A 22,556-nucleotide genomic window follows, 5' to 3' on the forward strand; every position below is an offset into this window, starting at 1 on the left:
CATCACAACGCGTCGACGCGTCAACGCATCGTCGCGGCAACCGGCACCATCCATCGAACGTCTTCGGACTGAGGAATGAAATCATGAGCAAGCTGACAGGCAAGGTCGCGATCGTCACGGGCGCATCCAAGGGCATCGGCGCGGCAATCGCGAAGGCACTGGCCGACGAAGGCGCGGCGGTCGTCGTCAACTACGCGAGCAGCAAGGCGGGTGCGGACGCGGTCGTGAGCGCGATCACCGAAGCGGGCGGCCGCGCGGTCGCGGTCGGCGGCGACGTGTCGAAGGCCGCCGATGCGCAGCGCATCGTCGATACCGCGATCGACACGTATGGCCGTCTCGACGTGCTCGTCAACAACTCCGGCGTGTACGAATTCGCACCGATCGAAGCGATCACCGAGGAACACTACCGCCGGCAGTTCGACACGAACGTGTTCGGCGTGTTGCTGACCACGCAGGCCGCGGTCAAGCATCTCGGCGAAGGCGCGAGCATCATCAACATCAGCTCGGTGGTGACCAGCATCACGCCGCCGGCCAGCGCCGTGTACAGCGGCACGAAGGGCGCGGTCGACGCGATCACCGGCGTGCTCGCGCTCGAACTCGGCCCGCGCAAGATCCGCGTGAACGCGATCAACCCGGGGATGGTCGTGACCGAAGGCACGCACAGCGCGGGCATCATCGGTTCCGATATGGACGCACAGGTGCGTAGCCAGACGCCGCTCGGCCGGCTCGGCGAGCCGAACGACATCGCGTCGGTCGCCGTGTTTCTCGCGTCGGACGATGCACGCTGGCTGACCGGCGAGCGTCTCGTCGCGAGCGGCGGGCTGCGCTGAGCATCCGCGCAGTCCATGCGAACGGTGCGTGTGCGCCGTTCGCGCCGCTACGCGCTCATCGCCAGCGCGTTCGCGCCGACGTGCCAGCGCAGGCATTCGACGACGAGCGCGTGATTGGCTTCGGAACCGAGCCCCGCGATCGTCATCGCGCCGACGATGCCGGCGCCGGCGAGCCGCAACGGCACGCCGCCGCCGTCGAGCGCATAGTCGTCGTCCGACAGGCCTTGCGAGCGCAGCGACCAGCCGGCGCGTCGAAAGCATGCGCCGACCGCGAGCGAACTCTGGCCGAAACGCAGCACCGTGTTCTGCCGGCGGCGGATCGCATCGCCGTCATGCGCGCCGCTGCCGTCGAGCGCGCAGTAGAACAGCGGTGCATGCCCGCCGACGATGCCGACCGCGATCGGTAGCCCGCGTCGCGACGCGAGGTTGACTGCGATTTCGCCCATTCGACGCGCGACGGCCGCATTGAAGTGCGGCAGCGCCGGGTTCGACGCGTCGTCGTCGAAGGCGTGGGGTGCGAGGCGAAAGGGGGGCGTCACCATGGAGGCTCCGTAGCGTTGCCGGCGCGGTCCGCGCGTGCCGGGCGTCGCATCGTCGCGGGCCGCGCGCGGGCCCGTGTTCCATTCAGTGCTTCGGCGTTTCAGCACGTCAGCACTTCTTCAGCACTTCAACGTTTCGGCGCCGCATCGAGCATCCATTCGTGCGCGGGATCGTTCTTGAACGCCCACGCGCGGCTCGGGCCCGCCATCACGTTCAGGTAGTACAGGTTGTAGCCGTGAGGCGCGACCACCGGGTGATAGCCGCGCGGCACCATCACGACGTCATGGTTCTCGACCGCGCAGGCCTCGTCGAGGCTGCGATCGTCGGTGTACACGCGCTGGAACGCGAAACCCTGCGGCGGATCGATCCGGTGGTAATAGGTTTCCTCGAGCGACGTCTCGTCGGGCGCCGCGTCGCGGTCGTGCTTGTGCGGTGGATAGCTGCTCGAATGGCTGGCCGGCGTGACGACTTCGACGACGAGCAGCCGGTCGGCGGCCGGATTGTCGCCCATCAGGATGTCACACACGTAGCGCGTGTTGGTGCCTTGCCCGCGCACCGAGCGGCGCATCCGCTCGCCGTCGAGGCGCAGCACGCGCTTGTCGCCGCTCGCGTACGGCGCGGTGCACAGCGCGACTTCCGCATCGCGCGTCGCGACCAGCGTGACGCGCTTGCCGCCCGGTACGTACAGCGCGTCCGGCGATACGTCCTCGAACACGCTGTCGCGCTTGCCGAGTGCATCGTAGGTTTCGCCGTCGACTTCGGCGCGCACCGTGCCGGTCAGCACGACGACGCACAGTTCGCGCGTGCCGGTGTCGACCGTTTCGGTATCGCCAGCCTTCAGGCGCAGCGCGCGAAAGCCGACGTGCTTCCAGCCGGCCGATTCGGGCGTGACGTTACAGATCTCGCGGTCGGCGGATGCCTTGATCAGCAGGGGAGAAATCGTCATGAAATGGGTCTCCGCAATAGGGTAGGGCTCGAGCGCTTACGCGCCTTCGTGCCGGCTTACGCGCTCAACCGGTCGACGATCGCGCGCAGCGACTCGTAGCCTTTCTTCGCATACGCATAGCTCGGCGCGACGGCCGGGTCCTGCTCGGCCTCGACGACGAGCCAGCCTTCGTAGCCGGCATCCTTCAGCGTGCGCAGCGTCGCGTCGTAGTCGAGCGCGCCGTCGCCCGGCACCGTGAAGGTGCCGTTGATCACGCCGTTCAGGAAGCTCCAGCCGTCGTTGCGCGCCTGGTTGACGACCTGCGGCCGCACGTCCTTGCAATGCACGTGCGCGACGCGCGACACGTGCTTCTTCAGCAGCGCGACCGGGTCGGCCGCGCCGCCGAAATATGCGTGGCCCGTGTCGAACAGCAGGAACACCTTCGCCGGATCGGTCAGCGCCATCAGCCGGTCGACGTCGTCCGGCGACTCGACGTACGCGCCCATGTGGTGATGGTAGGCGAGCTTGATCCCGTACGTGTCGACAAGGTGCGCGCCGAATGCATCGAGGCGCGCCGCATAGCGCCGCCAGGCTTCGTCGTCGACGAAACGCGGCCGCTTCGCGACCGGCGTGTCGATGTTGCCCTGGATCGTGCCCGCGCATTCGCCGTACACGACGACTTTCACGTCGTTGTACTGCAGCTTCGTCATGTGCGCGCGGCAGCGCTCGATTTCGGCGGCGACCGCATCGGCATCGGTCATGCCCGGCGCGAGCTCCGCGAGGAAGCCCGAATACCAGCCCGACACGCACACGAGCCCGAATTCGGCGAGCTTCGCTTTCAGTTCGGGGCCCGTCTTCGGGAACTTGTTGCCGAGCTCGAAGCCCGCATAGCCGATTTCAGCGCCTTCCTTGAGTGCCGTTTCCAGCGGCGTCTCGCCGCCGAGCGACGGCAGGTCGTCGTTCATCCACGACAGAGGATTGATACCGATGCGGACGTTCCAGCTCATGACGGGTTTCCTGGTTCGAATGGTGTTGTCTCGGCGCGGCCGATGGAAAAGGTGAGCGGATCAGCGCCGCTGGCGGTTTTTCGCGTCGAGATACGCGCGGTGTGCGTCCACGACGCCGGCGCGTTCGGACACCTGCGGCACCGCGACTTCCCACCACGCGCCGCCGTCGTCGGTCGTGCGCTGGTGCGTGGTGTCGATCACGAGCACCTGGCTGGTCGTCGCCGCACGCGCGCGCTTCATTTCGTGGCGCAGCTCGCCGACGTCGCGCACGTGCACGGCCTCGGCGCCCATCGAGCGTGCATGCATCGCGAAGTCGATCGTCGAGCGTTCGCCGCCTTCGGGCACGCAGTCGTCGAGCATGTTGTTGAAGCTCGCGCCGCCGCAATTGAGTTGCAGCCGCTCGATGCAGCCGTAGCCGCGGTTGTCGAGGATCACGACGATGATCTTGCGGCCGAGCATCACGGAGGTCGCGAGTTCGGCGTTGAGCATCATGTACGAGCCGTCGCCGACGATCACGATCACTTCGCGCTCGGGCCGCGCGAGCTTCGCGCCGAGGCCGCCCGCGACCTCGTAGCCCATGCACGAGTACGCATAGTCCATGTGGTAGTTGCCCGGCACGCCGCTGCGCCACAGTTTGTGCAGTTCGGCCGGCAGCGTGCCGGCCGCGCAGACGACGAGATCGTCGCGCGCGCTGTCGCGCCCCGCGTCGGCTGCGGAGTCGCGCACCGCGCCGATCACTTCCGCGTCGTACGGCAGCGTGTCCTTCGGAATCCGGGTGGTCAGGTCCGTCACGCGCGCGTTCCACGCGGCAGCCTGGTCGCGGTTCGCGGCGGTCCACGCCGGATCGGCGCGCCAGCCGGCCAGCGCGGCCGACAGTTGCCCGAGGCCGGTGCGCGCATCGGCCACCAGTTGGCGGCCGCGCTTCTTGCCCGCGTCGAACGGCTGCACGTTCAGGCTCAGTAGCGTCGCGTCGCCGTAGAGCGCGTGCGAGCCGGTCGTGAAATCCTGCAGCCGCGTGCCGACCGCGAACACGACGTCGGCCTGCGCGGCCGCGCGGTTCGCGGCGGGCGAGCCCGTCACGCCGATCGAGCCGAGGTTCAGCGGGTGATCCCACGCAAGGCTGCCCTTGCCGGCCTGCGATTCGGCGACCGGCACGCCATGCGTGTCGGCGAACGTGCGCAGCGCATCCCACGCCTGGCTGTACAGCACGCCGCCGCCGGCGACGATCAGCGGCTTCTTCGCGGCCTTCAGCACGTCGAGCGCATCGGCGAGTTCGAGCGCGTCGGCCGGCGGCCGGCGCATCCGGATCAGCGGCGGCGCGAAGAAATCCTCGGGCCAGTCGTACGCGAAGGTCTGCACGTCCTGCGGCAGCGCGAGACACACGGGCCCGCATTGCGCGGGATCGGTCATTACCTGGATCGCGCGCGGCAGCGCAACGAGCAATTGCTCGGGCGACGTGATGCGGTCGAAGTAGCGCGTGACGGGCCGGAAGCAGTCGTTCGCGCTGACGTCGCCCTGTTCGAAATCCTCGACCTGCTGCAACACGGGGTCGGGCAGCCGCGACACGAACACGTCGCCGGGCAGCAGCAGCAGCGGCAGGCGACCGACGTGCGCGAGCGCGGCGGAGGTCAGCATGTTGGTGGCGCCGGGGCCGATGCTCGACGTCGCGGCCATCATCCGCTGGCGGAAATTCGCCTTCGCGAACGCGATGGCCGCGTTGGCCATCCCTTGCTCGTTGTGTGCGCGAAACGTCGGCAGCCGGTCTTTCTCCGCATGGAGCGCTTCGCCGAGCCCGGCCACGTTGCCGTGGCCGAAGATCGCGAACACGCCGCCGCAGTACGGCAGGATCTCGGTGCGGCCGTCGGGCTGGACGACTTCGGCGCGCAGGGCGGCCAGGTAGCGCACGAGCGCCTGGCTGACGGTCAGTCTTACGGTGGTGGTCATCGTCGGTCGATAGAGAGAAGTCGGGTGATCGTCACGAACACGGGCATCAGGCCGCGGCGGCGCGCGCGGCGGTACGTCGGCCCAGCCACGCGTCGACCAGTTGCGTGAAGTTGCCGGCCACTTCGTCGATCAGCGCCTGATCGTCGATCCGGCCCGCGAACCAGTTCAGCGACGCATCGGCCCACAGCGTGCGCCCGACCATGAAGCCCTTGACGATCGGGTTGGTCGCCGAGCGGAAGCTGTCGACGAGGTATTGCAGCGGCTGGTTCAGCCCGAGGATCACCGCGCCGCGGCAATGCGGGTCGCGCTCGGCGATCAGCGCGGCGAGCCGCGCCCAGCCGTCGGCGGTGAGCGGCGTGAGCTTCCACCATTCGGGCTTCACGCCGAGGTTGTAGAAGCGCGCGATCGTGCGCAGCACCGCGTCGTCTTCGGTGCCGGCCGGCGTGACCGCGCGCGGCGGAATCATTTCCAGCAGCAGCTCGTTGCCGCTCGCGCGCGTGGCTTCCCACAGTTCCAGCACGCGCTGCTCCTGCTCGACGCGCAGGTCGACAGGGTCGTCGGGGTGATAGTGGACGAGGCACTTCACGACCTGTTCGGTCGGCCAGTGCGTGAGCGACGAGCCGACCGAGCGCGTGTCGTCGAAGCGCAGCGGCCGCGAGCCGGGCAGCTCGACCGGGCGGCCGACCCACCAGCCGCGCCCGGTGGCCGACGCGAGCGCGTCGCTGCCGTACGCGCCACCGTCGATCAGCACGCCGACGTGGCCGGCGATGCCGCGATCGCGCTCGACCTGTTCGACCGCACGCACCAGCAGGCGCTTCAGCGTCTTGATCCGCGCTTCGTCCGCGCCGGCCTGCACCGCCAGCTCGTAGAACTGGCTGCGATGGTCGAACGCCATCACGCACAGGTCGTCCCATTCGCGGCGTGGCACCGTCACGCGATGCAGGTGCGCGAGCGTGCGGTCGGCGTCGACCTGCGGATTGCGGCTGCCGTCGAACCAGTGCGCGAGTTCGGCCGGCGTCGGCATTGCGGCCGAGCACGCATGGCGCGACACGACGATCGCGCCGCACGCGTTCGCGATGCGCGTCGATTCGGCCCAGTCGCGCCCGCGCAGCAGCCCCGACAGCAGGCCGGACAGGAACGCATCGCCCGCGCCGAGCACGTTGAGCACTTCGACGCGCTCGCCGAGAAAGGTCGGCGCAGCGTCGATGCCGGCCGGAATGTCGCCTTCGATCACGCAGCAGCCGAGCGCGCCGCGCTTGACGACCAGCGTCGCATTCGTGATCGCGCGCACCGCCTGCAACGACCCGATCAGGTCATGCGGCACACCGCCCGCGATCAGGAATTCCTCCTCGGTGCCGACCAGCAGGTCGAATTCGCCGAGTACCTGCTGCAGTTGCCGCGTCACCTGCGCGTCGGGCACGTAGCGGTTTTCGCCGGCGCCGCGCGCGGTCAACCCCCACAGCACCGGCCGGTAGTCGATGTCGAGGATGCGGACCGCGCCGTGGCGGCGCGCATAGCCGAGCGCAGTCAGCGACGCCTCGCGCGTGCCCGGCGTCGACAGATGCGTGCCGGTGATCGCCAGTGCGCGGCAACCGGCGATGAAATCCTCGCTGATCTCGTCGGCGCGCACGGCCATGTCCGCGCAGTTCTCGCGCACGAACAGCAGCGGGAACGTATCGCGATCCTTCAGCCCGAGCAGCACCAGCGCGGTGAGGCGCTCGCGGTCGGTCTGCAACTGGCTCGTGTCGCAGCCTTCGCGCTCGAGCGTCTCGCGCAGGAAGCGGCCCATCTGCTCGTCGCCGACGCGCGAAATCATCGCGGTCTTCAACCCGAGCCGCGCGACGCCGAACGCGACGTTGCCCGACGAGCCGCCGAGATACATCTGGAAGCTGCGCGCATCCTCGAGGCGGCTGCCGTACTGCTGCGCATAGAGATCCACGGCCACGCGGCCGAGGCAGGCGAGATCGATGGGGCGGTCACTCGGAAAGTTCAGCAGGCTCATATCACGTGTCACGCTCGCGGCCGGCGTTCGGCGCTGCCGGCAGATTAGGGGACCGATCCAGTGGCGACTGTCCGCGGCCTATGCCGCACGACACGAGGCTGCCTGCCACCGGGAGTCGGGCTACGGAACGGAGTCTAGACTTTTTGGAAATACAGTTCCCTAGGTGAAATCACGTAGAAATAAATTTCCAAATTTTCGAGGAAGTGATCTACAGTTTCATCCGGATGCTTCAGTCCCGATCGGACCAGATCGGACTCGGCCCGGCGGCGCGCAACGCGCCGTCTTCCGCCCCCGGAGATGAGGAGACAGATTGATCATGAAGACCAAGCTGATGGCCGTCGCGGCCGCCGCGATCCTGGCTGCGCCGCTCGCGCATGCCGAGAAGATCGGCGTGACGATGGCATCGTTCGACGACACGTTTCTGACCATCCTGCGCAACAGCATCGCCGATTCGGCGAAGAAGGACGGCGCGACGGTGCAGATCGAGGACGGCGGCAATGACGTCGGCAAGCAGTTGAGCCAGGTCCAGAACATGATCGCGCAGAAGGTCGACGCGATCATCGTGAATCCGGTCGATACCGACGCGACGCCGAAGATCACGAAGATGGTGACCGCGGCGAAGATCCCGCTCATCTACGTGAACCGCAAGCCGGTCGACTTCGACAAGCTGCCGGCCGGCGTCGCGGTCGTCGCCTCCGACGAAAAGCAGTCGGGCACGCTGCAGGCGCGCCAGGTGTGCAAGCTGCTCGGCGGCAAGGGCGACCTCCTGGTGCTGATGGGCGAGCTGTCCAACGAATCGGCGCGTGCCCGCACCAAGGACATCGAGGACGTGATCGCGACGAAGGAATGCGCGGGCATGAAGATCGTCGACAAGCGCGAAGGCAAGTGGAGCCGCACGCAGGGCCAGGACATCACGATGAACTGGCTGAGCTCCGGGACCAAGTTCGACGCGATCGTGTCGAACAACGACGAAATGGCGATCGGCGCGATCAACGCGCTGAAGGCCGCGCGCAAGCTCACGCCGAAGACGGTCGTCGCCGGTATCGACGCGACGCCGGACGGGCTGGCCGCGATGAAGGCCGGCGAGCTGAAGGTGTCGGTCTACCAGAACGCGACCGGGCAGGGCGCGCAGGCGGTGGCCGCGGCGCTCAAGCTCGCGAAGAAGCAGCCGGTCGATCGCTACGTGAACGTGCCGTTCGAACTCGTGACGCCGGAGAACATGAACCAGTACGCGAAGCACTGACCGGTTTTTCCGCTGAACTGCGCGGGCCCGGCGCAGCCGGGTTCGCGCGCGATTTTCGAGGAACGTCCATGTTTACAGCCAGGATCGCGCGCTCGATGGCCAGCGAAAGCGCGCCGGCCGCGTCGTCCGCCGCGCCCGGTTCGTCCGGTGCGCCCATGGCCGACTGCGTGCTCGAGGTGCGCGGCGTCGGCAAGTCCTTCCCCGGCGTCGTCGCGCTCGACGGCGTGCAGTTCCGCGTGCGCCGCGGCACCGTGCATGCGCTGATGGGCGAGAACGGCGCCGGCAAGTCCACGCTGATGAAGATCATCGCGGGCGTCTACACGCCCGACCAGGGCGAAATCCTGATCAACGGCGAACCGGTCGTGCTGAACGGCCCGCTCGATGCGCTCGACCGCGGCATCGCGATGATCCATCAGGAACTCAACCTGATGCCGTACATGACGGTCGCGGAGAACATCTGGATTCGCCGCGAACCGAAGAACCGCTTCGGCCTGATCGATCACGCCGAGCTGCGCCGCCGCACGGCCGCGCTGTTCGAGCGGCTGTCGATCGACATCGATCCGGAAACCGACGTGCGCACGCTGACCGTCGCGAGCCGCCAGATGGTCGAGATCGCGAAGGCCGTGTCGTTCGACTCGGACGTGCTGATCATGGACGAGCCGACCTCCGCGCTGACCGACAAGGAAGTCACGCACCTGTTCCGGATCATTCGCCAGCTGCGCGAGCAGGGCAAGGGCATCGTCTACATCACCCACAAGATGAACGAGCTGTTCGAGATCGCCGACGAGTTCTCGGTGTTTCGCGACGGCAAGTACATCGGCACGCATGCATCGAGCGACGTCACGCGCGACGACATCATCCGCATGATGGTCGGGCGCGAGATCACGCAGATGTTCCCGAAGGAAGACGTGCCGATCGGCGACGTCGTGCTGTCGGTGAAGGATCTCTGCGTCGACGGCGTGTTCCGCGACGTGAGCTTCGAACTGCGCGCGGGCGAGATCCTCGGCGTTGCGGGCCTCGTCGGCTCGGGGCGCTCGAACGTCGCGGAGGCGCTGTTCGGCGTCGTGCCGGCCACCTCGGGCGAGATCCGCATCGACGGCAAGCCGGTGCGTATTGCGACGCCCGCGCAGGCGATGAAGCACGGGATGGCGTTCCTCACCGAGGACCGCAAGGATTCCGGCTGCTTCCTGAATCTCGACCTGCTCGCGAACATGGAAGCGGCAGTGCTGAGCCGCCGCTACGTGAAGTTCAACTTCGTGCAGCAGGCGCAGTTGAAGCGCGACTGCGAGGAAATGAGCCGGATGCTGCGCGTGAAGTCGCCCGGGCTGCACGAGGAAATCCAGAACCTGTCGGGCGGCAACCAGCAGAAGGTGCTGATCGGCCGGTGGCTGCTCACGCAGCCGCGCATCCTGATCCTCGACGAACCGACGCGCGGCATCGACGTCGGCGCGAAGGCCGAGATTCACCGGCTCGTCAGCGCGCTGGCCGGCAAGGGCGTCGCGGTGCTGATGATCTCGTCGGAAATGCCGGAAGTGCTGGGGATGAGCGATCGCGTGATGGTGATGCACGAAGGGCGCATGACCGGCATCGTCGATCGCAAGGACGCCGACCAGGTCCGCATCATGGATCTCGCGTCGCGCTGAGCCGCAACAAGATTGGAGACAACTGAAATGGGCAACCTGAACCCGGTCGCGGATGCGCAGACCATGACACTCAAGTCGCGGCATGCGAAGTGGCCGCCCGAACTGAGCATCTTCCTGGTGCTGGTCGGCATCAGCCTGTTCTTCGAGGTCGTCGGCTGGATCGTCGTCGGCCAGAGCTTCCTGTTCAATGCCGAGCGGCTCGAGATCATCGTGCTGCAGATGGCCGTGATCGGCATCATCGCGGTCGGCGTGAACCTCGTGATCATCACCAGCGGGATCGACCTGTCGTCGGGCTCGGTCGTCGCGGCGGCCGCCGTCGTGTCGGCGAGCCTCGCGCAGGTGTCCGACTTCCCGCGCGCGGTGTTTCCGCACCTCACCGACCTGCCGGTCATCTGGCCGGTGCTGGCCGGCGTATGCGTCGGGCTGCTGGTGGGCCTCCTGAACGGCACGCTGATCGCGCTGACGGGCATCCCGCCGTTCATCGCGACACTCGGCACGATGGTCGCCGCGCGCGGCTTCGCGAAGTGGTTCACCAACGGGATGCCGGTGTCGATGCTGACCGACCCGTTCGCGGCGATCGGCGCAGGGGCGAATCCGGTGATCATCTTCCTGGTGGTGGCCGCGATCTTCCACATCGTGCTGCGCTACACGCGCTTCGGCAAGTACACCTACGCGATCGGCGCGAACCGCCATGCGGCCGTCGTGTCGGGCATCAACGTCACGCGGCACCTGATCTTCGTCTACGCGATCGCGGGCCTCCTGAGCGGCATCGCCGGCACCGTGACGGCCGCGCGTGCGATCTCCGGCCAGTCGGGCATGGGCGTGATGTACGAGCTCGATGCGATCGCGGCCGTCGTGATCGGCGGCACGTCGCTGTCGGGCGGCCTCGGCCGCGTGACGGGCACCGTGATCGGCGTGCTGATCCTCGGCGTGATGACGTCGGGCTTCACGTTCATCCGCATCGACGCGTACTACCAGGAGATGGTGAAGGGCGCGATCATCGTCGCGGCCGTGATCGCCGATCAGTACCGCAACAAGAAGTCGCGTCGTTGATCGACTCCAACCCTGTCGAAACCACGAAACTGCCCAGGAAGAAGATGAAGATCGCACTGGACCCCTACATGATTCGCCACCTGCCGCTCGATCGCCTGCCGCACGCGGTGGCCGAGCTCGGCTACGACCAGATCGAGCTGTCGCCGCGCAGCGACTTTCTCGACTGGTGGGTGATGCCGCGCGCGACCCGCGAGCGCATGGCCGCGTTCCGCCAGGCGCTGCGCGCGAGCGGCGTGGGCCTCGCGTCGCTGCAGCCGATGTACCGCTGGGCGAGCCCGTTCGACGACGAGCGGCAATGGGCGGTGCGCTGCTGGAAGAAGGCGATCGAGGTGGCAGTCGAGATGGAGTGCCCGCTGATGGTGTCGGAGTTCGGGCGCGGCGCGTCGCCCGAGCGCTCGGTCGGCGAGCGGCCGGGCGCGAACCCGAAGGAGCTGTGCGAGGCCGCGTGGTTCCGCTCGATGGATGAACTGCTGCCGATCCTCGAGCGCGAACGTATCGTGCTGTCGGTCGAGCCGCATCCGGAGGACTGGATCGAGCAGCTGCAGCCGGCGATCGACATCGTCACGAATCTCGATTCGCCGTCGTTGAAGCTGTCATATATCGCGCCGCACACGTTCTACTACGGCGACGACATGGCCGCGATGATCGCGCAGGCCGCGCCGATCCTCGCGCACGTGCGCGTGGCCGACACGTTCGACCACCGCAAGAGCAGCCAGCTGCGCTACATCGTGAACCCGCCCGGCTCGAACCAGATCCGTGTGCACCAGCATCTCGACATCGGGCAGGGCGAGATCGACTGGGACGTGTTTTTCCGCGCACTCGGCGCCGCCGGCTTCGATGGCGTGATGTCGTCGTGCGTGTTCGCGTGGGAAGACCGCGCGGAAGCGTCGTCGCGCTACATGCGCGACGCGATCCAGCGCTACGTCGATCGCCATTTCGATCGCACCGCGCGCTGACTGATGACCGATTGCTGACCGGCGCGGCACGGGCCGCGCCGCTGATGAACGAACGACTGGAGAGAACTGCATGACCTTGCAAATCGGCGTGATCGGCTGCGGCGCGATCGGCCAGGACCACATTCGCAGACTGACCTGCACGCTGTCCGGCGCGCGCGTCGTGGCCGTCAACGACATCGATCCGCAGCAGGCGCGCGACGCGGTGACGAAGTACGGGCTCGACGCCGAGATCTACGGCGACGGCCACGAAGTGGTCGCGGCCGCCGACGTGCAGGCCGTGCTCGTCACGTCGTGGGGGCCGACGCACGAAGCGTTCGTGCTCGACGCGATCGCGCACGGCAAGCCGGTGTTCTGCGAGAAGCCGCTGGCCGTCACGGCCGACGGCTGCATGCGGATCGTCGAAGCCGAAGTCGCGCACGGCAAGCGGCTCGTGCAGGTCGGCTTCATGCGGCCGTACGACGAAGGCTATCGCGCGCTCAAGCGCGTGATCGACAGCGGCCAGATCGGCGCGCCGCTGATGCTGCATTGCGCGCACCGCAACCAGTCGGTCGGCGAGCGCTACACGACCGACATGGCGATCACCGACACGCTGATCCACGAGCTCGACGTGCTGCGCTGGCTGCTCGGCGAGGACTATGCGAGCGCGCAGGTCGTCTATCCGAAGAAGACGCGCCATGCATCCGCGCATCTCGCCGATCCGCAGATCGTGCTGCTCGAAACCGCCAGCGGCGTGCGCATCGACGTCGAGATCTTCGTGAACTGCCAGTACGGCTACGACATCCAGTGCGAGGTCGTCGGCGAGCAGGGCATCGCGAAGCTGCCCGATCCGCCGGCCGTCGGGCTCAAGCATGCGGCGCGGCAATCGGTCGAGATCATGACCGACTGGAAGGAGCGCTTCATCGCGTCGTACGACGTCGAGCTGCAGGCGTTCATCGACGGCGTGCGGCAGGGCGCGCTGACCGGGCCGTCCGCGTGGGACGGCTACGCGGCGGCGGTCGCGGCCGACGCGTGCGTGCGGGCCCAGCAGAGCGGCGCGGTCGAGGCGATCGCGATGGCCGAGCGTCCCGCGTTCTATCGCGGTTGACCGGTCGCTGACCTGCCGGAGAGACCGACATGACGATGAAGATTGGCTGCGCGCCGTGTTGCTGGGGCGTCGACGACGTGAAGAACCCGCACCTGCCGCCGTGGCGGCACGTGCTTGCCGAGGCTGCGCAGGCCGGCTACTCGGGCATCGAACTCGGGCCGTACGGCTACATCCCGCTCGATCTCGACGTGGTGAGCGCCGAGCTGGAACGCCAGCGCCTGAGCATCACGGCCGGTACGATCTTCGACGATCTCGTGTCGCCGGAGAACCTGCCGAACCTGCTGCGCCAGACGCGCGACATCTGCGCGCTGATCACGCGGTTGCCGAAGCTGCCGACGCAGGACGGCCAGCGCTACGCGGCGCCGTACCTGGTCGTGATGGACTGGGGCCACGAGGAACGCGACTACGCGGCCGGCCACGGCGATCGCGCGCCGCGGCTGTCCGACGCGCGCTGGGCGCGGATGGTCGACCATATCCGGCAGATCGCCACCATCGCGCGCGACGAGTTCGGCGTGCGCGCGGTGATCCATCCGCATGCGGGCGGCTATATCGAGTTCGCGGACGAGATCGACCGGATCGTCGCCGACATTCCGGCCGAGACGGCGGGCCTGTGTCTCGACACCGGCCACCTGCATTACTCGGGCATGGACCCGGAAACGTGGTTGCGCCGCCATGCGGCGCGGCTCGACTACGTGCATTTCAAGGATATCGACGCAGCCGTGTACGACGCGGTGATGGGCGAGCACATCGCGTTTTTCGCGGCCTGCGCGCGCGGCGTGATGTGCCCGATCGGCACCGGCGTGCTCGACTACCCGGCGATCCGCCGCGCGCTCGACGACATCGGCTACGCCGGCTACATCACGATCGAACAGGAGCGCGACCCGCGTAACGCCGGCACGAGCCTGCGCGACGTCGCCGCGAGCCGCGCGTTTCTCGCGTCGGCCGGTTTTGCATGATCCCCTGAACACGCACCAGGAACACCACCATCATGATTGACGGACAGATTCTGCTTGGCCATTCGATTCGCTGGGGCATGGTCGGCGGCGGGCTCGGCAGCCAGATCGGCTACAGCCACCGGTCGGCCGCGCTGCGCGACGGCAGCTTCCAGCTGGTCGCCGGCGCATTCGATATCGATCCCGAGCGCGGCCGTCAGTTCGGCGTGAAGCTCGGCGTCGCGGCCGAGCGCTGCTATGCCGACTACGCGACGATGTTCGACGCCGAGACGCGTCGTCCGGACGGCATCCGCGCGGTGTCGATCGCGACGCCGAACAACACGCACTTCGAGATCTGCCGTGCCGCGCTGAACGCCGGGCTGCACGTGGTCTGCGAGAAGCCGCTGTGCTTCACGACCGAGGAGGCCGAGGCGCTGCAGCGCCTGTCGGTCGAGAAAAACCGGATCGTCGGCGTCGCGTACGGCTATTCCGGACACCAGATGATCGAGCAGGCGCGCGAGATGATCGCGCGCGGCGACCTCGGCGAGATCCGCATCGTGCAGATGCAGTTCGCGCACGGCTTTCACAGCGAAGGCGTCGAGGCCGCGAGCGCGGCCGCGCGCTGGCGCGTCGATCCGAAGTTCGCGGGCCCGAGCTACGTGCTCGGCGACATCGGCACGCATCCGCTGTACATCTCCGAGGTGATGGCGCCGGAACTGAAGATCCGCCGGCTGATGTGTTCACGGCAGAGCTTCGTGAAGAGCCGCGCGCCGCTCGAGGACAACGCGTTCACGATCATGGAGTACGACACCGGCGCGATCGGCTACGTGTGGTCGAGCGCGGTGAACGCCGGTTCGATGCACGGGCAGAAGGTGCGCGTGATCGGCTCGAAGGCGAGCGTCGAATGGTGGGATGAACACCCGAACCAGTTGCGCTACGAAATCCAGGGGCAGCCCGCGCAGGTGCTCGATCGCGGGATGCCGTACCTGCATCCGAACGCCACGCGCGAAGACCGCATCGGCGCCGGGCATCCGGAAGGGCTGTTCGAGGCATGGTCGAACCTGTACGCGCGCTTCGCACTCGCGATGGATGCGGCCGATCGCGGCGACGCCGCGGCGGTGAAGGCCATCCGTATTCCGGACGTTCACGCGGGCGTCGAGGGCGTGCGCTGGGTCGAGAATTGCGTGCGTTCGGCCGATGCGGGCAGCGTGTGGGTCGACTATCGTTGAACGGAGGCAGGTCGGCTGCACCACGCTTCGCCGCGGCAGCCGGCCTTGGTACACACCCTGATCTTTACGACGCCGCGAGCGCGTTGGACAATCGTTTCCAGTCTTGCCGTGGAGCGTGTGCAAGTGATGACCGAGCGCGTGGGAGCGAGCCGGCGGCGCGGGTCGTGCCGCAAACGTGATTAAATTCGCCCTTCATGCATGTATCCAGTCGAGCCCCGGGCCGCGCCGGCCAGCCGCGCGCGCATCGGGGCCGTCAACTTCGCGCTATCCGATGAGCTCATCCGAGAAACCTCCCGCCACCGTCGAGGCGTTCCTGCAGCACCTGACGCAGGAGTACGACGGCCTCAGCAATCGCCTGAAGGTGATCGCGCGCCACGTGGAAACGCATCGGGACCAGCTTGGGCTGGAAGGCATCCAGTCGCTCGCGGAAGCCTGCGGCGTCCAGCCGTCGGCCGTCGTGCGGTTCGCGAAGCACTTCGGCTTCTCCGGCTTCTCCGAGATGCAGCGGCTGTTCCGCGAGGGGCTCGCGCAGCAGATCGCGCCGGGGCGCGCGTACAACCTGCGGCTGCGCGACGTGATCGAGGCCGGCTCGTCGAGCCTGCAGCCCGAACAGATCGCCGACGAATTCATCAAGGGCAGCATTGCCGGGATGCAGCAGTTGCGGCAGACGCTCGACTCGCAGGCGCTTGCACAGGCCGTCGACCTGCTCGCCGATACGCAGGCGATCTGGATCGCCGGGTCGCGGCGTGCGTTTCCGATCGCCGTGTATCTCGACTATGCGCTGCAGCACACCGACAAGCGCATCGGGCTGTTCGACGCGCTCGGCAGCATGCATCTCGGCCAGATCCGCTCGGTGCGCAAGGGCGACGTGATGATCGCGATCTCGTTCATGCCGTATGCGGACGAGACCGTGCAGGTCGCGCAGCAGGCCGCGCAGCGCGGCGCACGCTTGATCGCGATCACCGACAGCCGGATGAGCCCGCTCGCGCGGGAGGCGGAAGTGACGCTGATGGTGCAGGACAGCGCGACGTTCGGCTTTCGCGCGCTGACGGCCACGATGGGCCTTGCGCAGAGCCTGTTCGTCGCGCTCGCGTACCGGCTGGAGCTGTCGTACCTGCCGACCGCCGACGGCGCGCACGGCACGAAGGCCGGTTGATCCCGACTGCCGGTGCGCCGCCCGCCGAACGGATCGGCGGAGAGCGCACCGGGCGGCTTACTTCGCGGTCGGCATCGCGAACTCGGCGCCCTTGCCGATGCTCGACGACCAGCGCTGCATCACCGACTTCTGGCGCGTGTAGAAGCGCACGCCTTCCTCGCCGTACGCGTGCATGTCGCCGAACAGGCTCTTCTTCCAGCCGCCGAAGCCGTGCCACGCCATCGGCACCGGAATCGGCACGTTGATGCCGACCATGCCGACCTGGATGCGCCGCGCGAATTCGCGCGCGATCCCGCCATCGCTCGTGAAGCACGACACGCCGTTGCCGAACTCGTGCGCGTTGATCAGGTCGACCGCCTCGCCGAAATCCTTCACGCGCACGCAGCCGAGCACCGGCCCGAAGATCTCTTCCTTGTAGATCCGCATGTCGGGGCTCACGTGGTCGAACAGCGTGCCGCCCGTGAAGAAGCCGGCCTCGCGGCCCGGCACGCGCAGCCCGCGGCCGTCGACCACCAGTTGCGCGCCTTCGTTCACGCCTTGCTCGATATAGCCTTCGATGCGCTTGAGCGCTTCGCCGGTGACGATCGGCCCCATCTCGACTTCCGGCGACATCCCGTCGCCGATCACCAGCTTGCGCGCGCGTTCGGCCACGGCCGGCACGATCCTGTCGGCCACGTCGCCCACCAGCACCGCGATGCTGATCGCCATGCAGCGCTCGCCGGCCGAGCCGTACGCGGCGCCGATCAGCGCATCGACCGCCTGGTCGATGTTCGCGTCGGGCATCACGACGAGGTGGTTCTTCGCGCCGCCGAGCGCCTGCACGCGCTTGCCCGACTGCACCGCGCGCTGCTGCACGTAGGCCGCGATCGGCGTCGAGCCGACGAAGCTGACGGCCTGCACGTCCGGGTGATCGAGGAGGGCATCGACCGCGCCCTTGCCGCCCTGCACGACGTTGAACACGCCGGCGGGCAGGCCGGCCTGCGTGAGCAGGTCGGCGATGAACAGCGCGGCCGACGGGTCGCGCTCGCTCGGCTTCAGCACGAACGTGTTGCCCGTCGCGAGCGCGACCGGGAACATCCAGCACGGCACCATGCACGGGAAGTTGAACGGCGTGATGCCCGCGACGACGCCGAGCGGCTGGCGCATCGTCCAGTTGTCGATGCCGGTGCTGACCTGGTCGGTGAAGTCGCCCTTCAGCAGTTGCGGCACGCCGCACGCGAATTCGATGATGTCGATGCCGCGCGCGACTTCGCCCTGTGCATCCGAGAACACCTTGCCGTGCTCGGCCGTGATGATCGCCGCCAGCGTGTCGCGGTGCTCGTTCATCAGCTGCAGGAAGCGGTGCAGCACACGCGCGCGGCGGATCGGCGGCGTGTCGGCCCAGGCCGGGAACGCCGCGTGGGCCGACGCGACGGCCCGTTCGACTTCGTCATTGCCGGCCAGCGCGACGCGCCGCACCGCGCGACCGAGCGCCGGATTGAAGACGTCCTGGAAGCGGCCGCTGCGGCCGGCGACGGGCGCGCCGTCGAGGTAATGGCCGACGTCGGCGTCGGACGTATAGGCGGGAACCATGGTCATGCGTGTCTCCTGGGGATGAGGGGCAACAACGCCTAGTCTAGGGAAACCGGCAGGGCGGGAGAAGGCCGCGAAACTTGATTCACTGTTCAGAATTCTGAATAATCAGTGGATGAATCAGCAAAATGTCCAGGCGCTCTGGCCGCATATCCATTCGCTGACGGTGCTGGCCGCCGCGGGCAGTTTCACGGCTGCCGCGCAGCGGCTCGGCATCAGCAAGGCCGCGATGAGCCAGCGCATCGCCGATCTCGAAAAGGCGGCCGGCGTGCCGCTCGTGCGCCGCACCACGCGCAGCGTGCGGCTCACCGACGCGGGCCAGACGCTGGTCGACAGCACGCGCGACGCGTTCGAGTCGATCGGCCAGCATTTCGCGCGGGTGAAGGATCTCGCCGGCGAGCCGCGCGGGCTGCTGCGCGTCACGGTGCCGGTCGCGCTCGGGCGCCAGCAGGTCGTGCCGCACCTGCCCGATTTCCTGCGCCAGCATCCGGGCGTGCAGATCGAGCTCGACCTGTCGGACCGCCTGCATTCGCTGACGCAGGAGGGCTTCGACCTCGCGATCCGCCATACGACCACCGCGCCGCAGACCCACGTCGCGTGGAAGCTGTGCGACACGCGTTCGCTGCTGGTCGCGAGCCGCGACTATCTCGACGCGCGCGGCGCGCCGCGCCATCCGAGCGAACTCGTCGATCACAGCTGCCTGTGCTACCTGCGCGACAACGAGCCGGCGGCATGGAGCTTCGAGCCGGACGGCCGCCGGCGCCAGCGCGTGAGCGTGCCGGTGCGCGGCAGTTTCGCGGCGAACAACAGCGAGGCGATGCGCGAGGCCGCGCTCGGCGGGCTCGGCATCGCGCTGCTGCCCGATTTCAGCGCGCGGCGCGATCTCGACGCCGGCCGGCTCGTCGCGCTGCTCGACGGCTGGCGGCCGTCGGGCGCGTTCGGCGATCACATTTTCGCGATTCGTCCGTACAGCCCGGTCGTGCCGAGCGCGGTGCGCGCGCTGGTGCGCCACTTGCGCGAGCGGCTCGCGGGCGGCTTCTCCGGCGCGTGAGTCGGCTGCCGGCTGCCGGCGGGCGCGGGGCCGCGGGTGGCCGGGCAGGCGCGGCGGCGCTGCGGTAAAATCGCGGCTTCCTCCCGCGCCGTGTGTGGCGCGTCATTCGAAGGTCGACAGCCGATGCAGATTCACAAGGAAGTGGACGCGCGCGGGCTCAATTGCCCGTTGCCGATCCTGCGTGCCAAGAAAGCGCTTGCCGATATGGAGAGCGGGCAGATCCTCAAGGTGCTCGCGACCGATCCGGGCTCGCAGCGCGATTTCGCCGCGTTCGCGAAGCAGACGGGCAACGAGATCGTCGAATCGACGACGCAGGACAAGACCTTCGTGTTCCTGATGCGTCGCCGCTGAAGGCACGCATCGCACGTTCCGCGGTGCCGGGCTCCCGGCCGGCCGCGCCTCGGCAGTCGCGCCTGGCCGACCGCCCCAAGCCGGTCGCCCGTTGGCCGGGCGTCCCTAACCGGGCGTCCCTCTCTGACAATTCTTAAACCTCATTGCGTGACCGGCTGCGTATACTGACCCGGCCGGTCGTCCGCTCCCAGCGGAGGCGCCGGCCACGGTACGTCGCACGGCGGGCTCGGGGGCCATGCCTGACGCTACCGTCGTACAACGGGGAGAGGACATGTCCTTCAGACCAGGGACCCTTCGAAGTCCGTCCGGAGCGGAAAGCATCGCGCCCGTGCGCACCTCGGAATTGAGCCGGATCGAGCTCGATCCGCAGCAGGACCGCCACGCGCGTGCCGCGCTGGAGGCATATGCGGATTCGGCCGCGGCCGAGATGCCGTGGCTGGCCGAGTGGCTCGACGAACGGCTGCGCGACGCCGCGCGGGACGACGGCTCGGGCCCGACCTACTGTGGCGCAACGATCGAACGCGTGTTCGATCTGGCGCAGGCATGGGCGGCGGGCCAGCCCGACTACGCGGCCAATGCGTGGGAGCGCGTGCGCGACCAGCTGCAGCGGATGCTGGCGCAACCGCCACTGTCGGAGCCGCCGTCGCCACGCATGCCGACCGACGATTTTGCCGAGCCGGTGGCCGGCATCGCGGGCGCCGATTAGGCGTCCGGTTGCGCAACAGAAAGGATTATTCGAAGAAAGGGCGATAGTCCGCGCAATTTCTTGGCGAATTTCATACTACTATGATGAAATCGCCGGTTCGTCCGTGCCCCGTTTTTGAGATATTTAGCCGGGCTCGCCGGTTTGCGCAGGTGGCGCGAGCGGCGAACGACGGCTTGCCGGCCGGTATCCGGCGCCGCGCGCACGCTGCGCGGCCCGGGGCAGGCGCGGGAGCCGAATGGACGAACCGACTTCGATTTGCGGGGTGCTATGAGAATTGCTGTACTGGATGACGATCCGGCCCAGACGGATTTCGTCAGTCAAACGCTGACGGCCGTTGGCCATACGTGCTATGCGTTCAAGGAAGGCAAGGCCCTGAAGAAGCGCCTGCAGCGCGAGACGTTCGATCTGCTGGTGCTCGACTGGAACGTGCCCGACATGTCCGGCGAGGAAGTGCTCAAGTGGGTGCGCGCCAACCAGACCGAGCACAGCCTGCCGATCATCTTCATGACGAGCCGCGACGACGAGGCGGGGATCACGCAGATCCTCAATGCCGGCGCCGACGATTACGTGGTCAAGCCGGTGTCGGGCCCGATCCTGCGCGCGCGCATCGGTTCGCTGCTGCGCCGCGCCTATCCGGTCAACGCCGAGGCGACCGTCCGCGAATTCGATCAGTTCCGTTTCGACGTGAACCTGAAGCAGGCGTACGTCGGCGACAAGGCCGTGAGCCTCACGCAAAAGGAATTCGAGCTCGCGCTGCTGCTGTTCCAGCATCTGGACCGGCCGCTGTCGCGCGCGCACATTCTCGACCTCGTGTGGAAGCAGGCGACCGACATTCCGTCGCGCACGATGGATACGCACATTTCGATGCTGCGCACCAAGCTCGGCCTGCGGCCCGAGAACGGCTACCGTCTCGCGCCGATCTACGGGTACGGCTACCGGCTCGAACGGGTCGGCCAGGGGGAACCGGAGTGACGACGCGAATCACGCAGCGCACGGCGAACCTGCGCACGGCGGCGCTGCGCGCGGCCTGCGCGGTCGCGTTGGCGTTCGCCGCGCAGCAGGCCGCGGCGCAGCCGCCCGCCGCCGCGGGCAAGACGGTCGTCTATCGCACGCAGGCCGGCGACACGTTGTACGACGTCGCCGCGCGCTACCTGCAGGGCGCGGACGACTGGCAACTGCTCCAGCAGATCAACGGCGTGCCGGCGCCGAAGCGCCTGCAGCCCGGCATCGCGCTGAAGCTGCCGGTCGCGCGCCTGCGCAAGGAAAAGCTCACCGCGCGCGTGATCGCGGTGCAGGGCACGGCCGAGCGCGCGTCCGACGCGGCTTTCGCGCCGCTCGCGAACGATGCGACGCTCGCCGAAGGCGATCGCGTGCGCACCGGCCCGAACGGCTTCGTGACGATCGAGCTGGCCGACGGCACGCACATGAGCCTGCCGCCCGACAGCCAGCTCGACCTGAAATCGCTGCGCCGCACGGTGCTGACCGGCACGCTCGATCGCGAGTTCGAACTCACGCGCGGCTCGGTCGACAGCGAAGTCACCCACCTGAAGAAACGCGACGACCGCTTCCAGATCCGCTCGCCGTCGGTCGTGGCCGGCGTGCGTGGCACGCGCTTTCGCGTGAACTACGACGCGGCCGGCACTGCGACGACGCGTGTCGAAGTGCTCGACGGCACCGTCGGCGTCGCGGGCGGCCGGCAGTCGGCCGACGCGACGCTCGTGCATGCGAATTTCGGCAGCGTCGCGACGTCGTCCGGCGCGGTCGGCGCGCCCGTCCAGCTGCTGGGCGCCCCCGCGCTCGCGCATCCCGACAAGGTGCAGGACGAGCCCGACGTCGCATTCGACGTCACGCCGCTCGCGCAGGCGCATGCGTATCGCGTGCAGCTCGCGCACGATGCGGGGCTGCTCGACCTGTTCCGCGAAACGCGCACCGATTCGCCGCGCGCGGTGTTCCGCGACGTGCCGAACGGCAACTACTTCGTGCGGATCGCCGCGATCGATGCGAACGGCCTCGAGGGGCTGCCGCGGACCTATGCGTTCGAACGCCGCGTGATGGGGCTCGACGCGAGCGCGTCGCAGGGCGCGGGCGGTTACGAGTTCCGCTGGTCGCCGAACGGCTCGGGCAAGAATGCGCGTTACCGGTTCGTGCTGTCGCGCTCGAAGGACCTGAGCGCGCCGGTCGTCGACCAGGTCGGCCTGCACGCGCGCCAGATCACCGTCGCGCACCTGCCGCCGGGCGACTATTTCTGGGCCGTGACCGTCGAGGAATTCGAAGGCGGCAAGTTCTACGAGAAGACCAGTCCGGTCAGCGCGTTCACGTTGTCGCGCTGATC

Annotated in this window: 20 protein-coding genes; 14 read left to right on the forward strand and 6 right to left on the reverse strand. The window is 68.1% G+C overall.

Annotated features, from left to right (window positions below; all coding sequences use genetic code 11):
• Nucleotides 1-83 precede the first annotated feature (83 nt).
• Nucleotides 84-830, forward strand: coding sequence for a glucose 1-dehydrogenase (locus AP428_RS04290; RefSeq protein WP_027807887.1), 747 nt, complete (start codon nt 84-86; stop codon nt 828-830).
• Between the two features lie 47 nt (nt 831-877).
• On the opposite strand, the gene AP428_RS04295 is transcribed toward AP428_RS04290, so the two are convergent.
• The 5 genes from AP428_RS04295 to iolC form a co-directional block, all read right to left on the reverse strand.
• Nucleotides 878-1,372 carry a heme-degrading domain-containing protein gene (locus AP428_RS04295; protein WP_054927641.1) on the reverse strand — a complete coding sequence of 165 codons (495 nt, stop codon included), beginning with the start codon at nt 1,370-1,372 and terminating at the stop codon, nt 878-880.
• 125 nt (nt 1,373-1,497) lie between these two features.
• Nucleotides 1,498-2,316 (reverse strand): 5-deoxy-glucuronate isomerase, encoded by an 819-nt coding sequence (gene iolB, locus AP428_RS04300; RefSeq protein WP_054927642.1) that lies wholly within the window; start codon nt 2,314-2,316, stop codon nt 1,498-1,500.
• A 56-nt stretch (nt 2,317-2,372) separates the two neighbouring features.
• On the reverse strand, nt 2,373-3,302 hold the full coding sequence (iolE, locus tag AP428_RS04305; RefSeq protein ID WP_054927643.1) for a myo-inosose-2 dehydratase: 930 nt from the start codon (nt 3,300-3,302) through the stop codon (nt 2,373-2,375).
• Nucleotides 3,303-3,362: 60 nt separating this feature from the next.
• Nucleotides 3,363-5,246 carry a 3D-(3,5/4)-trihydroxycyclohexane-1,2-dione acylhydrolase (decyclizing) gene (gene iolD / locus AP428_RS04310; RefSeq protein WP_054927644.1) on the reverse strand — a complete coding sequence of 628 codons (1,884 nt, stop codon included), beginning with the start codon at nt 5,244-5,246 and terminating at the stop codon, nt 3,363-3,365.
• Between the two features lie 46 nt (nt 5,247-5,292).
• Nucleotides 5,293-7,248, reverse strand: a complete 1,956-nt coding sequence (gene iolC / locus AP428_RS04315; RefSeq protein WP_054927645.1) for a 5-dehydro-2-deoxygluconokinase — start codon at nt 7,246-7,248, stop codon at nt 5,293-5,295.
• Between the two features lie 316 nt (nt 7,249-7,564).
• Between iolC and AP428_RS04320 the strand changes: the two genes are divergently transcribed.
• From AP428_RS04320 to AP428_RS04355, 8 genes are all read left to right on the forward strand, one after another.
• The gene (locus AP428_RS04320) at nt 7,565-8,491 is read left to right on the forward strand and encodes a sugar ABC transporter substrate-binding protein (RefSeq protein ID WP_011545206.1); all 927 of its coding nucleotides are present in this window, start codon (nt 7,565-7,567) and stop codon (nt 8,489-8,491) included.
• A gap of 68 nt (nt 8,492-8,559) precedes the next feature.
• Nucleotides 8,560-10,134, forward strand: a complete 1,575-nt coding sequence (locus AP428_RS04325) for a sugar ABC transporter ATP-binding protein (RefSeq protein ID WP_054927646.1) — start codon at nt 8,560-8,562, stop codon at nt 10,132-10,134.
• 27 nt (nt 10,135-10,161) lie between these two features.
• The gene (locus AP428_RS04330) at nt 10,162-11,187 is read left to right on the forward strand and encodes an ABC transporter permease (RefSeq protein ID WP_054927647.1); all 1,026 of its coding nucleotides are present in this window, start codon (nt 10,162-10,164) and stop codon (nt 11,185-11,187) included.
• A gap of 44 nt (nt 11,188-11,231) precedes the next feature.
• A complete protein-coding gene (locus tag AP428_RS04335) occupies nt 11,232-12,143 on the forward strand; it encodes a sugar phosphate isomerase/epimerase family protein (RefSeq protein WP_053523979.1) in 912 nt (303 codons plus the stop codon).
• 70 nt (nt 12,144-12,213) lie between these two features.
• A complete protein-coding gene (locus AP428_RS04340) occupies nt 12,214-13,227 on the forward strand; it encodes a Gfo/Idh/MocA family protein (RefSeq protein ID WP_054927648.1) in 1,014 nt (337 codons plus the stop codon).
• Nucleotides 13,228-13,256: 29 nt separating this feature from the next.
• Nucleotides 13,257-14,183, forward strand: a complete 927-nt coding sequence (locus AP428_RS04345) for a TIM barrel protein (protein WP_054927649.1) — start codon at nt 13,257-13,259, stop codon at nt 14,181-14,183.
• Nucleotides 14,184-14,215: 32 nt separating this feature from the next.
• The gene (locus tag AP428_RS04350) at nt 14,216-15,388 is read left to right on the forward strand and encodes a Gfo/Idh/MocA family protein (RefSeq protein WP_054927650.1); all 1,173 of its coding nucleotides are present in this window, start codon (nt 14,216-14,218) and stop codon (nt 15,386-15,388) included.
• A gap of 271 nt (nt 15,389-15,659) precedes the next feature.
• Nucleotides 15,660-16,544: a MurR/RpiR family transcriptional regulator gene (locus tag AP428_RS04355; RefSeq protein WP_027807874.1), complete on the forward strand. Its 885-nt coding sequence runs from the start codon at nt 15,660-15,662 to the stop codon at nt 16,542-16,544.
• Nucleotides 16,545-16,601: 57 nt separating this feature from the next.
• Here AP428_RS04355 and AP428_RS04360 read toward each other — a convergent pair whose 3' ends face one another.
• Nucleotides 16,602-18,122, reverse strand: coding sequence for a CoA-acylating methylmalonate-semialdehyde dehydrogenase (locus tag AP428_RS04360; protein WP_054927651.1), 1,521 nt, complete (start codon nt 18,120-18,122; stop codon nt 16,602-16,604).
• Nucleotides 18,123-18,231: 109 nt separating this feature from the next.
• On the opposite strand from AP428_RS04360, the gene AP428_RS04365 reads away from it, so the two are divergent.
• The 5 genes from AP428_RS04365 to AP428_RS04385 all read left to right on the forward strand — a co-directional run bounded on the left by AP428_RS04365 (nt 18,232) and on the right by AP428_RS04385 (nt 22,554).
• Nucleotides 18,232-19,167 carry a LysR family transcriptional regulator gene (locus tag AP428_RS04365; protein ID WP_011545214.1) on the forward strand — a complete coding sequence of 312 codons (936 nt, stop codon included), beginning with the start codon at nt 18,232-18,234 and terminating at the stop codon, nt 19,165-19,167.
• Nucleotides 19,168-19,290: 123 nt separating this feature from the next.
• Nucleotides 19,291-19,518, forward strand: coding sequence for a sulfurtransferase TusA family protein (locus AP428_RS04370; RefSeq protein WP_006402122.1), 228 nt, complete (start codon nt 19,291-19,293; stop codon nt 19,516-19,518).
• Between the two features lie 271 nt (nt 19,519-19,789).
• Nucleotides 19,790-20,224 carry a hypothetical protein gene (locus AP428_RS04375; RefSeq protein WP_027807871.1) on the forward strand — a complete coding sequence of 145 codons (435 nt, stop codon included), beginning with the start codon at nt 19,790-19,792 and terminating at the stop codon, nt 20,222-20,224.
• Between the two features lie 267 nt (nt 20,225-20,491).
• Nucleotides 20,492-21,196: a response regulator transcription factor gene (locus AP428_RS04380; protein WP_006490421.1), complete on the forward strand. Its 705-nt coding sequence runs from the start codon at nt 20,492-20,494 to the stop codon at nt 21,194-21,196.
• Nucleotides 21,193-22,554 carry a FecR domain-containing protein gene (locus AP428_RS04385; RefSeq protein WP_054927652.1) on the forward strand — a complete coding sequence of 454 codons (1,362 nt, stop codon included), beginning with the start codon at nt 21,193-21,195 and terminating at the stop codon, nt 22,552-22,554. Before AP428_RS04380 ends, AP428_RS04385 begins: the two co-directional genes overlap by 4 nt.
• Nucleotides 22,555-22,556 lie beyond the last annotated feature (2 nt).

This window comes from Burkholderia sp. E168m22 (assembly GCF_001319805.1).
Taxonomy (GTDB): Bacteria; Pseudomonadota; Gammaproteobacteria; order Burkholderiales; family Burkholderiaceae; genus Burkholderia; species Burkholderia orbicola.

Bases quoted from the DNA above. Each gene is read 5' to 3' on its own strand.
- AP428_RS04325 (WP_054927646.1), top strand. From the start codon at position 8,560: ATGTTTACAGCCAGGATCGCGCGCTCGATGGCCAGCGAAAGCGCGCCG.
- iolC (WP_054927645.1), bottom strand. From the start codon at position 7,248: ATGAGCCTGCTGAACTTTCCGAGTGACCGCCCCATCGATCTCGCCTGC.
- iolD (WP_054927644.1), bottom strand. From the start codon at position 5,246: ATGACCACCACCGTAAGACTGACCGTCAGCCAGGCGCTCGTGCGCTAC.
- AP428_RS04295 (WP_054927641.1), bottom strand. From the start codon at position 1,372: ATGGTGACGCCCCCCTTTCGCCTCGCACCCCACGCCTTCGACGACGAC.
- AP428_RS04330 (WP_054927647.1), top strand. From the start codon at position 10,162: ATGGGCAACCTGAACCCGGTCGCGGATGCGCAGACCATGACACTCAAG.
- AP428_RS04365 (WP_011545214.1), top strand. From the start codon at position 18,232: ATGAATCAGCAAAATGTCCAGGCGCTCTGGCCGCATATCCATTCGCTG.
- AP428_RS04345 (WP_054927649.1), top strand. From the start codon at position 13,257: ATGACGATGAAGATTGGCTGCGCGCCGTGTTGCTGGGGCGTCGACGAC.
- AP428_RS04380 (WP_006490421.1), top strand. From the start codon at position 20,492: ATGAGAATTGCTGTACTGGATGACGATCCGGCCCAGACGGATTTCGTC.
- iolB (WP_054927642.1), bottom strand. From the start codon at position 2,316: ATGACGATTTCTCCCCTGCTGATCAAGGCATCCGCCGACCGCGAGATC.
- AP428_RS04290 (WP_027807887.1), top strand. From the start codon at position 84: ATGAGCAAGCTGACAGGCAAGGTCGCGATCGTCACGGGCGCATCCAAG.
- AP428_RS04350 (WP_054927650.1), top strand. From the start codon at position 14,216: ATGATTGACGGACAGATTCTGCTTGGCCATTCGATTCGCTGGGGCATG.
- iolE (WP_054927643.1), bottom strand. From the start codon at position 3,302: ATGAGCTGGAACGTCCGCATCGGTATCAATCCTCTGTCGTGGATGAAC.
- AP428_RS04335 (WP_053523979.1), top strand. From the start codon at position 11,232: ATGAAGATCGCACTGGACCCCTACATGATTCGCCACCTGCCGCTCGAT.
- AP428_RS04355 (WP_027807874.1), top strand. From the start codon at position 15,660: ATGAGCTCATCCGAGAAACCTCCCGCCACCGTCGAGGCGTTCCTGCAG.
- AP428_RS04370 (WP_006402122.1), top strand. From the start codon at position 19,291: ATGCAGATTCACAAGGAAGTGGACGCGCGCGGGCTCAATTGCCCGTTG.
- AP428_RS04375 (WP_027807871.1), top strand. From the start codon at position 19,790: ATGTCCTTCAGACCAGGGACCCTTCGAAGTCCGTCCGGAGCGGAAAGC.
- AP428_RS04360 (WP_054927651.1), bottom strand. From the start codon at position 18,122: ATGACCATGGTTCCCGCCTATACGTCCGACGCCGACGTCGGCCATTAC.
- AP428_RS04340 (WP_054927648.1), top strand. From the start codon at position 12,214: ATGACCTTGCAAATCGGCGTGATCGGCTGCGGCGCGATCGGCCAGGAC.
- AP428_RS04320 (WP_011545206.1), top strand. From the start codon at position 7,565: ATGAAGACCAAGCTGATGGCCGTCGCGGCCGCCGCGATCCTGGCTGCG.